This is a genomic window from Burkholderia sp. ABCPW 14, from assembly GCF_001523835.1.
GTDB lineage: Bacteria > Pseudomonadota > Gammaproteobacteria > Burkholderiales > Burkholderiaceae > Burkholderia > Burkholderia mayonis.
Genome location: NZ_LOVS01000005.1, coordinates 1 through 16,442, shown reverse-complemented (window position 1 = coordinate 16,442; position 16,442 = coordinate 1). Strand labels below are relative to the sequence as shown.

Here is a 16,442-nt window from a genome sequence, read left to right as displayed (position 1 = left end):
ACGGAGACATCCATCATGGCCTGGTCGACCCACGCGGTGAGCAACCAGTTCGACGAATTGATCGACTATAACCTCTTCGCGACCGACCCTGCGCTCGGCGAAGCGCTCGAACGCGCGGGCGCGTCGTGGGCCGCGCCGCAGCTCGACGCGTACGGCGCACGGCTCGGCGCGCGCGACACCGCGCAGCAGGCCGAAGACGCGAATCGCCATGTCCCCGAGCTGAACGCGTTCGACCGCCGCGGCCGCCGGATCGACCGCATCGATTTCCATCCGAGCTGGCATGCGCTCCTCGGCCTCTATCGCGAGCAGGGCCTGATCTCGCTCGCGTTCCGCGACGCGCGCGCAGGCCGCTGGGCGGCGAACGCGGCGGGCTTCTATCTGCACGGCCAGATCGAGGCGGGCACGCTGTGCCCGGCGACGATGACGCAGGCGAGCATCCCGGTCCTGCAGAAGGAGCCCACGCTGTGGGCACATCTGAAAGACAAGCTCTATAGCGACGTCCATGATCCGCGCGACGTGCCGATCGACGCGAAGCGGTCGATCACGCTCGGCATGGGGATGACCGAAAAGCAGGGCGGCTCGGACGTGCGCGCGAACACGACGGTCGCCGCGCCCGTCGGCGCGGGCGGCCGCGGCGGCGACTATCTGCTGCGGGGTCACAAGTGGTTCTTCTCTGCGCCGATGTGCGACGCGCACCTCGTCGTCGCGCGCACCGAGTCGGGCGGCCCGTCATGCTTCTACGTGCCGCGCTGGCGACCGGACGGCACGAAGAACGCGGTGCTCATCCAGCGGCTGAAGAACAAAGTCGGCAACCGCAGCAACTCGAGCAGCGAGGTCGAGCTCGACGACGCGTGGGGCGTGATGCTCGGCGAAGAAGGCCGCGGCATTCCGACGATCATCGAAATGGCGACCTACACGCGCCTGAACTGCGTGCTCGGCAGCGCGGCGATCCTGCGCCAGGGGCTCGTGCAGGCGATCGCGTATACGCGGCGGCGTCACGCGTTCGGCCGCGCGCTCGCCGAGCAGCCGCTGATGCGCGCGGTGCTCGCCGATCTCGCGCTCGAGAGCGAAGCGGCGCTCGCGCTCGCGATGCGGCTCGCGCTAGCGTTCGAGCGCGGCGAGCCAGCATGGACGCGCATCGTCACGCCGGCCGCGAAATTCTGGGTCTGCAAGCGAGCGATCGAGGCGGCGGGCGAAGTGATGGAAGTGTTCGGCGGCAACGGCTACGTCGACGACGGCCCGATCGCGCGACTGTTCCGCGAGGCGCCCGTCAATTCGATCTGGGAAGGCTCCGGCAACGTGATGTGTCTCGATGTGATGCGCGCGATCTCGCGCGAGCCGGACGCGGCGCACGCGCTCGTCGACGAACTGCGCGCGCTCGGCGGCCGCGATGCGCGGATTCGTGCGGAGCTCGACGCGCTGCGCACGCTGCTCGGCACGCCGCCCGATGCGCTCGAAGCGCTCGGCCGCGTACTCGCGCAGCGCATCGCGCTCGTCGCGCAAGCGTGCCTGCTGCTCGACGCGGCGCCCGCCGCCGTCAGCGACGGCTTCATCGCGACGCGCTTCGGCGAACCGGTGTGGGGCCGCGTGACGGGCGCGCTCGATTCGCGCCGCGTCGACATCGCCGCGCTGCTGCAACGCGCGTACGCCGCATAACCGCGCGCGGCGCCGCCGCTCGCGCGCCGCGCTTTTCCGCGCCACGTCCGCCGCAAGCAAGGAATCCGAAGCGATGAACCTGATTGCCGCCCTCGACCGCGCCGCGCGCGCGACGCCCGACAAGCCGTTCCTGCGCTACGACGGCGCGACGATCACGTATTCACAGATGGATCGCCGCTCACGGCGCGCGGCCGACGTGCTCGCCGCGCTCGGCGTCGCGCCGGGCGATCGCGTCGCCGCGATGTGCTTCAACACGCCGGCGTTCTTCGATCTGCTGCTCGGCGCGTGGCGCATCGGCGCCGTCGTCGTGCCGATCAACCACAAGCTGCAGGCGCCGGAAGTCGACGCCATCCTCGGCCACAGCGCGAGCCGCGCCGTGCTGTTCGACGCCGCGCTCGCGCCCGTGCTCGCGAAGGTCGACCACGGCGCGCATCGCCTCGTGACCGAAGGCAATGCGAGCGGCGCCGCGTCGTTCGACCGCCTCGCCGCAGACGCGAGCGGCATCGCGTCCGGCACGCCCGACGACGCGGCGCTCGCCGAGATCCTCTACACATCGGGCACGACGGGACGCCCGAAGGGCTGCCTGCACAGCCATCGGACGGTCGCGCTCGCCGCCATGACGAGCGCGCTCGCGCTGTCGATGACCGAGCGCGAGCGCACGCTGATGGCGATGCCGATCTGGCACGCGTCGCCGCTCAACAACTGGTTCGGCGGAACGCTATATGTGGGCGGCACCGTCGTGCTGATGCGCGACTACCATCCGCTGCACTTTCTGCAGACGGTCGAGGCCGAGCAGGCGACGTTGTATTTCGGCGCGCCGATGTCGTACACGCTGCCGCTCGATGCGATCGCCGACTTCGCGTCGTTCGATCTCACCAGCGTGCGCGCATGGCTGTACGGCGGCGGGCCGATCGGCGCGGACGTTGCGCGCCGGCTGATGCGCGCGTACCGCAGCGAGGCGTTCTATCAGGTGTACGGGATGACCGAGACAGGCCCGGCCGGCACGGTGCTGCATCCATTCGAGCAGACCGTCAAGGCGGGCTCGATCGGCCGGCAGGGCACGCCTGGCGTCGACGTGCGGGTCGTGACCGCGTCGGGCGACGACGCGCGGCCGGGCGAGATCGGCGAAATCCGGCTGCGCGCGGACAGCATGATGCTCGGCTATCTCGACGATCCCGACGCGACGCGCGCGGCGTTCGCGGAAGGCGGCTGGTATCGGAGCGGCGACGTCGCGCGCGTCGACGGCGACGGCTATCTGTTCATCGTCGACCGGATCAAGGACATGATCGTGACGGGTGGCGAGAACGTCTATTCGAAGGAGGTCGAGGACGTGCTGACCGCGCATCCGGCCATCGCGGAAGCCGCGGTGATCGGCCGTGCGCATCCGGAATGGGGTGAGACCGTGATCGCGCACGTCGTGCTGCGCGCGGCGAGCGGCGCGGATGGTGCGGTCGATGCCGACGCGCTGCGCGCGTTCTGCGCGAAGCGGCTCGCCGCGTACAAGATCCCGCGCGAATACGTGTTCGCCGAGCGTCTGCCGCGCACGCCGACGGGCAAGCTGCAGAAGCATTTGCTGCGCGCCCGCGGCGCGTGATGCGGCGACGGCGGCGCGGCGGCGGCGGCGGCCCTTCGGCATCCGAACCTCACGACGCTCGAACGTCGTGACTCACTGGCTCGGCGCACCGCGCGCCGATGCCGATGCCGATGCCGATGCCAACCCAATCGCAGGCATCGCCCCGAGCGACGCGACGCCGGGCGTCCGTTGACGAAACAAAGCCCCGAACCTGCTTGCGCAGATCCGGGGCTCGTCGATATCGAAGCGCGAAACGGACGCCGCTACGCGACGCCCGCGCCACGCGCGACGCTTACTTGCCGCCGATGCTCTTGAGCGGCTTCCACTCGCCCTTCTCGACCTTGTAGATCGTGATGCCGCCGTTGCGCAGGTCGCCCTTCGGGTCGTACGCGATGTGCGTCGACGTGACGCCCACCATGTCGGTCTTCGACAGCAGCGGCAGGTACTTCGCCGGATCGGTCGAGTTCGCCTTCTTCATCGCGTTGAACATCGCCATCGCGCCGTCGTACGCGTACGGCGAGTACGTCTGCACGTCTTCGCCGAAGCGCTTCTTGTACTTGTCCGAATACGACTTGCCGCCGGGCATTTCGCCGAGCGGCAGGCCGGCGAGCGAAGCGATCGAGCCTTCGGCCGCGTCGCCCGCGATCTTCAGGAACGTCGGCGTGTGCACCATCTCGCCGCCCATCAGCGGCGCCGCGACGCCGAGCGATTTCATCTGCTTCGCCATCGGCGCAGCCTGCGAATCCGCGCCGCCGTAGTAGACGAGATCCGGCTTCGACGCCTTCAGCTTCGTCAGGATCGCCTTGAAGTCGACTGCCTTGTCGTTCGTGAATTCACGGTCGACGATCGTCGCGCCCGCTGCCTTCGCCGCCTTCTCGAACTGGTCGGCGAGACCCTGGCCGTACGCGGTGCGGTCGTCGACGATCGCGATCTTCTTCATGCCGAGATCCTTCACCGCGAACGTGCCCGCGACCGAGCCCTGCTGCGTGTCGGACGTCATCATCCGGAAGGTCGTCTTGTAGCCTTGCGTCGTATACTCGGGCGCGGTCGCCATCGCGATCTGCGGAATGCCCGCGTTCGCGTAGATCCGCGACGCCGGGATCGTCGTGCCCGAATTGAAGTGGCCGAGCATGCCCTTGATGCCGTCGTCGACGAGCTTCTGCGCGACCGTCGTGCCGGTGCGCGGGTCAGCCTGGTCGTCCTGCGTATCGAGCACGAACTTCACCGGCTTGCCGCCGATCGTGGGCTTCGTCGCATTGAAGTCCTCGATCGCGAGCACGATGCCGTTCTGCATATCCTTGCCGTAGTGAGCCTGCGCGCCCGTCATCGGCGCGGCGAAACCGATCTTGACGTCATCCGCGTGCGCCGTCCCCGCGAGCGACATGACCGCGACGAACGTCGCGCCTGCCAGCTTTTTCATCGTGTGTTGCATATCTTCTCCTAGTACCAGGGTAAATGGAGCGACTTCGGGTTCGCCTTGCCGCTTCCGTTTCTTGAGGCGAAGGGCAAGGATTGCTCAGCCAATCGTCATCAAATTCGCATTGCCGCCCGCCGCCGCGGTATTCACGCTCACCGAGCGCTCCGTCAGCAGCCGCTCGAGCGCGTAGTCTTCGTCGTCGCCGTTCTCGAACGCGCCCGCCGCGACGCCCTGCACCGATACGATCGGCCCCGGACGCTGCGCGACTTCCTTCACGAGCGCGAGCAGCTCGTCGCTGTCGCCTTCGAACAGCACCGCATCGAACGCCGCGTCCGCCTGCTTGCGCACGCTCGCATGCGACTTCAGCGATGCCGGCAACGCCGCCGCGAGCGCCTCGCCCGCCGCGCCCGCGAAGAGCGCGCGGTTGCCGGTCGCGAGCACGGCGGCGAACTGCGCGCGCGCGCCGCTTGGCGTCGCCGCGATGCACAGCACCGTGCCGCGCGCGCCGAGTGTATACGTATTGCGTTCGCCCGTCGGCCCTGCGAGCACCGCCGTCGCACCGGCCAGCACGTGCGACAGATAGCCGTCGCAGCGCGCGGCGAGCGCCGGCTCGCGCTGCTCGATCAGCCAGCCGCGCAGCGCAGTCAGCGCGGCGGAGGGATTATCGCGCGACTCGTCGTCCTGCGGCACATCGACGACGAGCGATGCCTCGAGCGACTTCGGCAGACCGGCCGGGCGCGTCGCGAGGAGGCGCTGCAGGTAGAGCGCGCCGCCCGCCTTCGGCCCCGTGCCCGACAGCCCTTCGCCGCCGAACGGCTGCACGCCGACCACCGCGCCGATCACGTTGCGGTTCACGTAGATGTTGCCGACGTGCGCGCGGCCGATCACGTGCGCGATCGTCTCGTCGATCCGCGTGTGGATGCCGAGCGTGAGGCCGTAGCCCGTCGAGCGGATCTGCTCGAGCAGCTTGTCGAGGGCGCTTCGGCGATAGCGGACGACGTGCAGCACCGGGCCGAACACTTCGCGCTTGAGCTCGTCGACGCTGTTGATCTCGACGATCGTCGGCGGCACGAAGGTGCCTTGCGCGCACGCGTCCGGCATCGTCAGTTGCGTGACCGCATGGCCCTTGTCCGTCATCGCGGCGACGTGCGTGTCGATCGTGCGCTTCGCGTCGGCGTCGATCACCGGGCCGACGTCCGTCGACAGGCGATCCGGATTGCCGAGCGCGAGCTCGCGCATCGCGCCCTTCAGCATCGTCAGCGTGCGATCGGCGATGTCGTCCTGCAGGCACAGCACGCGCAGCGCGGAGCAGCGCTGGCCGGCCGAGTCGAACGACGATTGCAGCACGTCGGCGACGACCTGCTCGGCGAGCGCCGACGAATCGACGATCATCGCGTTCTGTCCGCCCGTTTCGGCGATCAGCGGAATCGGCTTGCCGTCCGGATCGAGGCGCGACGACAGCGTCTTGTTGATGAGGCGCGCGACTTCGGTCGAGCCGGTGAACATCACCGCGCGCGTGCGGGGATCGGCGACGAGCGCCGCGCCGACCGTCTCGCCGTTGCCGGGCAGGAGCTGCACCGCGCCCGCCGGCACGCCGGCGTCGCGCAGCAGGCGCACCGCCTGCGCGGCGATGAGCGGCGTCTGCTCGGCCGGCTTCGCGAGCACCGTGTTGCCGGCCGCGAGCGCGGCGGCCACCTGGCCCATGAAGATCGCGAGCGGGAAGTTCCACGGGCTGATGCAGACGACGGGGCCGAGCGGACGATGCGTGTCGTTCGAGAACTCGTCGCGAATCTGCGCCGAGTAATAGCGCAGGAAGTCGACCGCTTCGCGGATTTCCGCGATCGCGTTCGACAGCGACTTGCCCGCTTCGCGGACGATCAGGCCCATCAGCGTGTGCATCTGCGCTTCGAGCAGGTCGGCCGCGCGCGCGAGGCAGTCGGCGCGCGCGTCGACGGGCGTCGCCTGCCAGATCGGCGCGGCCGCGACGGCGTGCGCGAGCGCCGCGCCCACCTGCTCGGGCGTCGCCTCGCTGACCGTGCCGACGACGTCGCGCAGGTCGGCCGGATTGCGCACGTCGCGCGCGGGAGCGTTCACGAGCGCGTCGTCGGCGAGCATCGGCGCGGCGCGCCACGGATGATGCGCGCTCGCGAGCAACGCCGACGACAGCGACGCGAGCCGATGCTCGTTCGACAGATCGAGGCCCATCGAATTGAGGCGCGGCGCGCCGTACAGCTCGCGCGGCAGCGGGATTTTCGCGTGCGGCGCGCCAAGCGGCGCGACCTGCTCGGCTTCCTCGACCGGGTCGGCGACGAGCTCCTTCACCGACACCGACTTGTCGGCGATCCGGTTCACGAACGACGTGTTCGCGCCGTTCTCGAGCAGGCGGCGCACGAGGTACGCGAGCAGCGTCTCGTGCGTGCCGACGGGCGCGTACACGCGGCACGGGCGGTTCAGCTTGTCGCGGCCGGTGACTTCTTCATAGAGCGGCTCGCCCATTCCGTGCAGGCACTGGAATTCGTACTGGCCGGGGTAGTAGTTCTGGCCCGCGAGGTGATAGATGGCGGAGAGCGTATACGCGTTGTGCGTCGCGAACTGCGGATAGACGGCGTCCGGCGCGGCGAGCAGCTTCTTCGCGCACGCGAGGTACGACACGTCGGTGTAGATCTTGCGCGTGTAAACCGGATAGCCTTCGAGGCCGTCCACTTGCGCGCGCTTGATCTCGGAGTCCCAGTACGCGCCCTTCACGAGCCGCACCATCACGCGATGGCGGCTGCGGCGCGCGAGGTCGATCAGATAGTCGATCACAAACGGGCAGCGCTTCTGATACGCCTGCACGACGAAGCCGATGCCGTTCCAGCCGGCGAGCTCCGAATCGAAGCACAGCGCCTCCAGCAGATCGAGCGACAGCTCGAGCCGGTCCGCCTCCTCGGCGTCGATGTTGAGACCGATGTCGTAGCGGCGCGCGAGCAGCGCGAGCGAGCGCACGCGCGGCAGCAGCTCGTTCATCGTGCGTTCCTGCTGCGAACGCGAATAGCGCGCATGCAGCGCCGACAGCTTGATCGAGATGCCCGGGCCTTCGTAGATGCCGCGGCCGCCCGCCGCCTTGCCGATCGCGTGGATCGCCTGCTCGTACGACGCGTAGTAGCGCAGCGCGTCCTCGTCGGTCGTCGCCGCTTCGCCAAGCATGTCGTACGAGTAGCGGAAGCCGCGCGCCTCGAACTTGCGGCTGTTCGCGAGCGCTTCGGAAATCGTCTCGCCCGTCACGAACTGCTCGCCCATCAGGCGCATCGCCATGTCGACGCCCTTGCGAATCAGCGGCTCGCCGCCCTTGCCGATCAGGCGCGTCAACGCCGACGACAGGCCCGCTTCGCTGTTCGTCGTGACCAGCTTGCCCGTGATCATCAGACCCCAGGTCGCCGCGTTGACGAACAGCGACGGCGCATGGCCGACGTGCGAGCGCCAGTCGCCCTTGCTGATCTTGTCGCGAATCAGCGCGTCGCGGGTCGCGCGATCGGGAATGCGCAGCAGCGCTTCGGCGAGGCACATCAGCGCGACGCCTTCCTGGCTCGACAGCGAGAATTCGTGGATCAGCCCTTCGACGCCGCCGCCCGAGCTCTTCTCGCGCAGCGCCTCGACGAGGCTCGCGGCCATCGACTGGACATCCGACGCGAGGCTCGCGGGCAGCCGCGCCTCGCCGATCAGGAACGGCACGCATTCCGGCTCCGGGCGCCGGTACGCGGCCGTGATCGCCGCGCGCAGCACGGACTGCGGCTGCACGTTCTGCGCGAATTCGAGGAACGGGTGCGGCACGCCGTCTTCATCGCCGTCGGCGTGGCCGTCGGACAGATCGGCGACGCCCGTGTGGCCGGACAGCTCCGGCGGCAGCTGACCATGCTCGATCCGCTCGAGATACGCGAAGATCGCCTGCTTGATCAGCCAGTGAGGAGTGCGCTCGAGCCGCGACGCCGCGTCCTTCAGACGCGAACGGAGCAGATCGTCGACTTTGACGCCCAGTGTGGTGCTTGCCATGATTTTCTTCTAGCGCCAGCCCAATGCCGGCCAAGGACTTTAAAAGATCGCAAAATCGTAAGACACCCAATAAAAAGGTGCAACCAGATCGCACAACTGGTTGCACCCACGCAATCCCCTTTACTATCAATACGTTATCGAAAAATACGGATCGCATGCACCAATTTGATCGATCGGTATTTTCCCTGATCCTGTCAATTTTGCCGGCTCGATTTTCGGAACGATCTGACGTGATATCTCGTTTGCGTGCGCCCGCCGCCCGCGGACGCGAAGGAGAAACGAGATGGACGGATGGGTAGTGATCGGCATCGTGCTCGCGGCCTGGATCGCGGGCGCGATCGTATTCGTACACCGCGCGTCGGCGGTGTTCTTTCAGGCGCTAGGGCGCGCGCACGACGCCGACGCATGCGAGCGGGACGCGCCGCTCGCCACGCTGCGCGAAGCGCACGAATGACACGTCAGATATCGAGCGGATCGACTTCGACGCTCCAGCGCAGCACGCCCTTCAGCTCGCGCAACAGCGGCTGCCACGTGCGCAGCGTGTGCTGAAGCACCGCGCGCGACGCGCTCTCGATCAGCAGTTGCGCCCGATGGACGTTCGCGACCTTGACGATCGTCATCGGCACGGCGTCGTAGACGGTCACGCGGTCCGCGCCCGGCAGCGTCGAAAACGCGTCGGCCGCCTGCTGCAGGAACGCGAGCGCCGCATCGAGCGTGCGCCCTTCGGCGCGTAGCAGCGCCTGATAGACGAACGGCGGCAGATGCGCGTCGCGCCGCTCGCCGAGCGTCGAACTCGCAAAACCGACGTAATCCTGCCGCGCGAGCGCGTGATACAGCGCGTGGCGCGGATAGCGCGTCTGGATCAGCACCTCGCCCGGCAGCCCCGAGCGCCCTGCGCGGCCGCTCACCTGCATCAGCTGCGCAAACAGCCGCTCGCTTGCGCGGAAATCGTGCGAAAAGAGCGCGGTATCGGCGTTCAGCACGCCGACGAGCGTCACCCGCTGGAAGTCGTGCCCCTTCGCGATCATCTGCGTGCCGACGAGGATGTCGACTTCGCCCGCATGCACGTCCGAGAAGAGCGCCTGCGCGCTGCCCTTGCGGCGCGTGCTGTCGGCGTCGATGCGCAAGATCCGCGCGCCGGGCACCGCCTGCGCGAGCGTCTCCTCGACGCGCTGCGTGCCGCGGCCGAGCGGCGCGATGTCGACGTTCCCGCATTCCGGGCACGACCGCGGAATGCGCGCCTCCCATCCGCAGTGATGGCAGCGCACCGCGTGCTCGGGCTTGTGCATCACGACATACGCGCTGCAGCGCGGACAGCCGGCGACCCAACCGCATGCGTCGCACGCGAGCGCGGGCGCGTAGCCGCGCCGGTTCAGGAACACGAGGCTCTGCTCGCCGCGCTCGAGCCGCGCCTTCAGCGCGGCGACGAGCGGCCCCGACAGCCCGCCCATCGACGCGCGGCCGCGCCGCCGCTCCTCTTCGAGATCGACGAGCCGCACCGACGGCAGCACGGCGTCGGCGACCGCGCGCTTCGACAGCGTGAGCCGCTTGTAGCGGCCCTGCTCGGCCTGCCACCAGGTCTCGAGCGACGGGGTGGCCGAGCCGAGCACGACCGGAATCGCGAGCTGCTTCGCGCGCCAGATGGCGAGATCGCGCGCCGAATAGCGCAACCCTTCCTGCTGCTTGTAGGCCGGTTCGTGCTCCTCGTCGACGACGATCATCGCGAGCGACGGCAGCGACGCGAGCACCGCGAGCCGCGTGCCGAGCACGATCCGCGCGCGGCCGGTGTGCGCGGCGAGCCAGTGGCGCGCGCGCTCGCCTTCGGCGAGACCGCTATGCAGCGTGACGATCGCGTCGGCGGGCAGCGTCGCCGTGAAGCGCGCGCGAAAAGCCGCCTCGAACTGCGGCGTCAAGTTGATCTCGGGCACGAGGACGAGCGCCTGCGCGTCGGGCCGCCGCTCGAGCAGCGCGGCGAGCGTCCGCAGATAGACCTCGGTCTTGCCGCTGCCCGTCACGCCATGGAGCAGGAACGGCGCGAAGCCGTCCGCCGACGTGATCGCGTCGAGCGCTTCGGCCTGCTGGTCGGTCAGTTGCGGCGGCGTCGCCACCGCACGCCGGCCGGCGGCGGGCGGCGGGTTATCCACAAGCTGAGCGTCGGCGTCCGTGATCGCGATTTCGTCGCACGCGGCCCAGCCTTGCGCCTGCCACTCGCCGAGCACCGCGACGGCCTTCGGATGCAGCGCGCGTACCTCGGCGAGCGACAGCACGGGCGCGTCGGCGAGCGCCCGCGCGAGCCGGCGCAGCGCCGCCCCCCGCGCGGGCAGTGCGTCCGGCAGCGCGGCGCGCCCGGCGTCGAGCAGCCGGAAGCGCAACTCGGGCGCAAGGAGGCGTCCCCAGCGCGGCACGTCGCGCAGCGCCTGCGGCAACGCGGGCAGCGCGACTTCGCCGAGCCCGCGCTGATAGTAGTCGGCCGCGAACGCGACGAGGTCGAGCCAGTGCCGCGACAGCGGCGGCAGCTCCGCACACACCGCGTCGACCGCCTTCAGCCGGTCGGCGGGCACGTCCGTGTGAGCGGTCACTTCGCATACAAGCCCGACCGCGCTGCGCCGGCCGAACGGCACCTGCACGAGCATCCCCGGCATGGCCGGGACGTCGACGCGATAGCGGTAATCGAACAGCGTCGGCAGTGGATGGTCGAGCGCGACGCGCACGAACGCGTCAGTCATCGGTGCGGCGCCGCCGAACGCCGGAACGTCCGGCTGACCGGGCATTCGCGACGCCCGCGAAGTTAAAGTAAAACGTCACTTTCGGCGCTAAGTTTTGGATTCTCATTAAGAATCGCGGCGCGTCCGCCGATCCTGTGGATAACTTTGTTGAGAACTCGCCCTCGATGACCGCGCAGAGGCACTGTCTACGGCCATCCACTGCTTTTTCCGGATCGGACAGCCTGGCCGCGAAGCCTTATCCCGCAAGGCTGCTATCCAATTTCCGACGCCATAGCGCGGCCCATTCGCCGATATAGCCCTCTACCGCGCTGCAACGTGGAAAATGTGCATAAGTCAAGTCTTGACAAGCATAAGAACGCCATCGGACGGGCGCTTGCGCCCTGTTTAGTCGCGATTGCGCAAAATCGCCGCATCGCGCCGCAGCAACGTGCCGCTTGCGATCATGATCCCGATCCGCTACGGGTCGCCCGGCTATGGCGATGCACTTCGTCGACGAGTTCCGCGACGTGCTCGGGCGGCGTGAACTGCGAGATCCCGTGGCCGAGGTTGAACACGTGCCCCGGATGGTTGCCGTAGCTGTCGAGCACCGCGCGCGCTTCGGCGCGGATCGTCTCGGGCGGAGCGAAGAGGATTGTCGGATCGAGGTTGCCCTGCAGCGCGACGCGCCCCGCCACGCGCTCGCGCGCGCGGCCGAGGTTGACTGTCCAGTCGAGCCCGACCGCGTCGACGCCCGTCGCCGCGATGTCTTCCAGCCAAAGCCCGCCGCCCTTCGTGAACGCGATCGCCGGCACGCGCGCGCCGTCGTGCTCGCGCTTCAGCTGCGAGACGACGCGCCGGATGTAGTCGAGCGAGAAGCGCGGGTACGCGCCGTCGGCGAGCGCGCCGCCCCACGTGTCGAAGATCATCACGGCCTGCGCGCCCGCTTCGATCTGCGCGTTCAGATAGGCGGCCACCGCCTGCGCGTTGACGTCGAGGATCCGGTGCATTAGATCGGGCCGCGCGTACGCCATCGATTTCACCGTGCGGAAATCGTCCGAGCCGCCGCCTTCGACCATATAGCACGCGAGCGTCCACGGGCTGCCCGAGAAGCCGATCAGCGGCATGCGCTGGCGGCCCTGGCCGTCGGTGAGCGCGCGGCGGATTTCGCGCACCGCGTCGGTCACATAGCCGAGCGTCGCGCCGATGTCCGGCACCGCGAGCTTCGCGACGTCGGCCTCGGTGCGCACCGGATGCGCGAACTTCGGCCCCTCGCCCGCCGCGAAATCGAGGCCGAGCCCCATCGCGTCGGGGATCGTCAGGATGTCGGAGAACAGGATTGCGGCGTCGAGCGGGAAGCGATCGAGTGGCTGCAGCGTGACTTCGGTCGCGTAGTCGGGGTGCTTCGCGAGCCCGAGGAAGCTGCCCGCGCGCGCGCGCGTCGCGTTGTACTCGGGCAGGTAGCGGCCCGCCTGGCGCATCAGCCAAATCGGCGTGTAGTCGGTCGGCTCGCGCAAGAGCGCGCGCAGGAAGGTGTCGTTGATGAGAGTCTGGGCCACGATGAATGCGACGAAGCGAAACGCAAAGGGGCATTCTACCGGACGCGGCGCCGCGCTCAGCGTTCGCGGCCATATGACGCTCGCCGCCGCTCCGTTATGATCCGGCGTTCCGACCGGCCACACGTATCGAGGAGACACGATGAAGAAGACGTTGCTCGCGCTCGCCTGCTGGGCGGGCTTCGCCCATGCGCAGACCGTGCCGCAGCCCGCCGCGCCCGCATCGCGGCTCGACGACGTGCTAGCGCGCGGCACGCTGCGCGTCTGCACGACGGGCGATTACAAGCCGTACACGTATCGCCGCGAAGACGGCGCATTCGAAGGAATCGACATCGACATGGCGGCATCGCTCGCGAAGGCGCTCGGCGTGAAGACGGCGTTCGTGAAGACCACGTGGCCGACGCTCACGAACGACTTCGTCGCGAAATGCGACGTCGCGGTGGGCGGCATCTCGACGACGCTCGAGCGGCAAAAGCGCGCGTTCTTCACGCAGCCGTACGTGACCGACGGCAAGACGCCGATCGCGCGCTGCGCGGATGTCGAGCGTTATCAGACGATCGCGCAGATCGATCAGCCGCAGACGCGCGTGATCGTGAATCCGGGCGGCACGAACGAGCGCTTTGCGACGCAGCATTTCACGCACGCGCGGATCACCGTTTTTCCGGACAACGTCACGATCTTCAAGCAAATCCTCGCGGGCAACGCCGACGTGATGGTCACGGACGCGTCGGAGACGCTGTTGCAGCAAAAACTGAATCCGGGCCTGTGCTCCGTGCATCCGGACAAGCCGTTCCAGTTCGGCGAGAAGGCGTACATGGTGCCGCGCGGCGACGTCGTGTTCCAGCAGTACGTCGATCAGTGGCTGCACCTCGCGCGCGAGACGGGCGAGGTGCAGGCGATCTCGGACAAGTGGCTCAAGTGATGGCCGTGCGGATGGCGGTGCGATGAGTGCTCGCGGACGTTGCGCCGCAGCACGCGGCGTCGTGCGCCGGCGCGCCGGTCGTGCGCGGGATGCATCGGCGCCGCGGTTGCGCGCCGCGGCGATGCGTGCGCTGCGAACGCCACGCCTGCGCAACATCGCTAATCGATCAGCCGCCGATGCTCGATCTTCACGCACCGATCGACGACGACATCGAGGCCCGCCGCGCGCGCCTTCGCAGCGGCGGCGTCATGCACGACGCCGAGTTGCAGCCAGACCGAACGCGCGCCGATCTCGATCGCCGCATCGACGGCCGGCGGCACGTCCGCCGACTTGCGGAACACGTCGACCATGCCGATCTCGGCGCCTTCCGCCGCGAGCGCGGCGCGCGCGTCGGCAAGCGACGCATGAGCGGTCTCGCCGAGCACCTTCGTGCCGGCGAGCAGCGGATTGACGGGTACGATCCGAAAGCCGTTCCGCTGCATGTATGCAGCGACTTCATAACTCGGCCGATAAGGTTTATCCGAAAGGCCGACTACCGCGATCACCCGATCGCGTTTCAAAATCTTTCTCAGAACTGCGTCAGTCGATATCGCTGTCATCTCGATGCATGTTTGATGGCGCCCGAAAGCTTGACCGGTCCAGCCTAGCACATCGTAAAAGGGGCCTGGCGGGCCTCGAAGACGCCATTTTCCAATGCGGTAAAAATGACTTCTCGCACCCCTTTCAAAACAGCAAAAAATCCCGCAAAGCCTTATCCGACGGGGGTTACAACCTGAAACACTTTGTTACCGCGAGGGTGGGGTAATTCGCCCAAAATGCCTCTCACGGTTTCAACACGGATGCGGTCTCGTGTGCAGCGTGTGAGCGGACACAAGCACAAACGAACGAGCCCGTCGGTTTCGTACCGAATCCCTTCCCAGGGGCATCCTTGTTGGAGTCGTCGTCGGCCCACACCGATGCGTTCCACCTTTGGTCTCCTCGCGCTAACCCCGTAGCGTGTGGTTTTTAGCGGGCTCATCAGCCCGCTTTTTTTCGTCCATCGAAAACGTGCACGGCGCCTCACGCCGTCTTCTGCACGCTCAATCCCAGTTCGTCGATCATCCGTTCGCGCATCACGAACTTCTGCACTTTGCCCGTCACCGTCATCGGCAGCTCGTCGACGAAGCGCACGTAGCGCGGCACCTTGTAGTGCGCGATCTGGCCGCGGCAGAACTCGCGCAGCTCGTCTTCCGTCATCGTCTCGCCTGCGCGCAGCACGATCCACGCGCACACCTCTTCGCCATACTTCGAATCGGGAACGCCGAACACCTGCACGCTCTGAATCTTCGGATGCCGAAACAAGAACTCTTCGATCTCGCGCGGATAGACGTTCTCGCCGCCGCGGATCAGCATGTCCTTCAGGCGTCCGACGATGTTGCAGAAGCCTTCTGCGTCGAGCGTCGCGAGATCGCCCGTGCGCATCCAGCCGTCGACGACCGCCTCGCGCGTTCTCGTCTCGTCGTCCCAATAGCCGAGCATCACCGAATAGCCACGCGTGCACAGTTCGCCCGTCTCGCCGACAGGCACGATCGCGCCCGTCGCGTCGACGATCTTCGCTTCCAGATGCGGCTGGATGCGGCCGACCGTCGTCGTGCGCTTCTCCAGCGAATCGGTCGTCGAGCTCTGGAACGACACGGGGCTCGTCTCCGTCATTCCGTACGCGATCGTCACCTCGGACATGTGCATCTTCGCGACGACGCGCTTCATCGTCTCGATCGGGCACGGCGAGCCCGCCATGATGCCCGTGCGCAGCGGGCTCAGGTCGAAGCGGTCGAAGTCAGGATGATCGAGCTCGGCGATGAACATCGTCGGCACGCCCTGCAGTGCCGTGCAGCGCTCGTCGGAAACCGCCGCGAGCGTCGCGCCCGGCTCGAACGCCGCGCCGGGAAACACCATCTTCGCGCCAGCCGACACGCACGCGAGCACCGACAGCACCATCCCGAAGCAGTGATACAGCGGCACCGGAATGCACATCGCGTCGGCTTCGGTGAGCTGCATCACGCTCGCGATCGAGCGCGCATTGTTGACGACGTTGCGATGCGTGAGCGTTGCGCCCTTCGGGCTGCCCGTCGTGCCGCTCGTGAACTGGATGTTGATCGGATCGCGGCAGTCGAGCGTCGCGCCGATCGCATCGAGCCGTGCGGGATCGAGCGCCGCGCGGCCGCGCGCAAGCATCTCGGCGAAGCTCAGCATGCCCGCCGGCGCGACGTCGCTCATCGTCACGACCGTGCGCAGGCTCGGCACGCGCGCCGCGTGCAGCTCGCCGTTCGTGTGCGTCGCGAGCTCGGGCGCGATCTCGACGATCATCTCGGTATAGGCGGACGTCTTGAAACGTTCCGCCGCGATCAGCAGCTTGCAGCCGACCTTGTTCAGCGCGTATTCGAGCTCGGCGAGCCGATAGGCGGGATTGACGTTGACGAGTGTCGATGGCGGTCAAAATCCGCGCTTTTCCGGCGGCGTCACGTAACGGCGGCATGACACAAGTTTCAAAATCGACGTTGCAGGAGCGACGAACCTGTCGGAAGCGGGATATTGACGCGGGGCGCGA

At 68.0% G+C, this 16,442-nt stretch carries 9 protein-coding genes and 2 pseudogenes; 4 read left to right on the top strand and 7 right to left on the bottom strand.

Annotated features, from left to right (window positions below; genetic code table 11):
• Nucleotides 1-15: 15 nt before the first annotated feature.
• Together WS62_RS00575 and WS62_RS00570 are read left to right on the top strand one after the other, a co-directional pair.
• Complete coding sequence (locus WS62_RS00575) at nucleotides 16-1,656, top strand: acyl-CoA dehydrogenase family protein (protein WP_066566342.1); 1,641 nt, start codon at nucleotides 16-18, stop codon at nucleotides 1,654-1,656.
• A gap of 73 nt (nucleotides 1,657-1,729) precedes the next feature.
• Nucleotides 1,730-3,250: a class I adenylate-forming enzyme family protein gene (locus WS62_RS00570; RefSeq protein ID WP_066566338.1), complete on the top strand. Its 1,521-nt coding sequence runs from the start codon at nucleotides 1,730-1,732 to the stop codon at nucleotides 3,248-3,250.
• Nucleotides 3,251-3,521: 271 nt separating this feature from the next.
• On the opposite strand, the gene WS62_RS00565 is transcribed toward WS62_RS00570, so the two are convergent.
• Nucleotides 3,522-4,661 (bottom strand): branched-chain amino acid ABC transporter substrate-binding protein, encoded by a 1,140-nt coding sequence (locus WS62_RS00565; RefSeq protein WP_066566336.1) that lies wholly within the window; start codon nucleotides 4,659-4,661, stop codon nucleotides 3,522-3,524.
• Nucleotides 4,662-4,745: 84 nt separating this feature from the next.
• Nucleotides 4,746-8,675 (bottom strand): trifunctional transcriptional regulator/proline dehydrogenase/L-glutamate gamma-semialdehyde dehydrogenase, encoded by a 3,930-nt coding sequence (putA, locus tag WS62_RS00560; RefSeq protein WP_066566334.1) that lies wholly within the window; start codon nucleotides 8,673-8,675, stop codon nucleotides 4,746-4,748.
• 283 nt (nucleotides 8,676-8,958) lie between these two features.
• Here putA and WS62_RS32035 point away from each other — a divergent pair, with 283 nt between their 5' ends.
• Nucleotides 8,959-9,129: a hypothetical protein gene (locus WS62_RS32035; RefSeq protein ID WP_082716472.1), complete on the top strand. Its 171-nt coding sequence runs from the start codon at nucleotides 8,959-8,961 to the stop codon at nucleotides 9,127-9,129.
• A gap of 4 nt (nucleotides 9,130-9,133) precedes the next feature.
• Here WS62_RS32035 and WS62_RS00555 read toward each other — a convergent pair whose 3' ends face one another.
• Nucleotides 9,134-11,401 carry a primosomal protein N' gene (locus WS62_RS00555; protein WP_066566368.1) on the bottom strand — a complete coding sequence of 756 codons (2,268 nt, stop codon included), beginning with the start codon at nucleotides 11,399-11,401 and terminating at the stop codon, nucleotides 9,134-9,136.
• Between the two features lie 440 nt (nucleotides 11,402-11,841).
• Nucleotides 11,842-12,936: a uroporphyrinogen decarboxylase gene (gene hemE / locus WS62_RS00550; RefSeq protein ID WP_066566365.1), complete on the bottom strand. Its 1,095-nt coding sequence runs from the start codon at nucleotides 12,934-12,936 to the stop codon at nucleotides 11,842-11,844.
• A gap of 139 nt (nucleotides 12,937-13,075) precedes the next feature.
• On the opposite strand from hemE, the gene WS62_RS00545 reads away from it, so the two are divergent.
• On the top strand, nucleotides 13,076-13,855 hold the full coding sequence (locus tag WS62_RS00545; RefSeq protein ID WP_066566332.1) for a transporter substrate-binding domain-containing protein: 780 nt from the start codon (nucleotides 13,076-13,078) through the stop codon (nucleotides 13,853-13,855).
• Nucleotides 13,856-14,013: 158 nt separating this feature from the next.
• Here WS62_RS00545 and WS62_RS00540 read toward each other — a convergent pair whose 3' ends face one another.
• The 3 genes and pseudogenes from WS62_RS00540 to WS62_RS00535 all read right to left on the bottom strand — a co-directional run.
• Complete coding sequence (locus WS62_RS00540; protein ID WP_082720583.1) at nucleotides 14,014-14,454, bottom strand: CoA-binding protein; 441 nt, start codon at nucleotides 14,452-14,454, stop codon at nucleotides 14,014-14,016.
• A gap of 223 nt (nucleotides 14,455-14,677) precedes the next feature.
• Nucleotides 14,678-14,873: pseudogene (locus WS62_RS38725) on the bottom strand (hypothetical protein).
• Nucleotides 14,874-14,914: 41 nt separating this feature from the next.
• Nucleotides 14,915-16,321, bottom strand: a pseudogene (locus WS62_RS00535) (AMP-binding protein); the annotation flags it as partial.
• Nucleotides 16,322-16,442 lie beyond the last annotated feature (121 nt).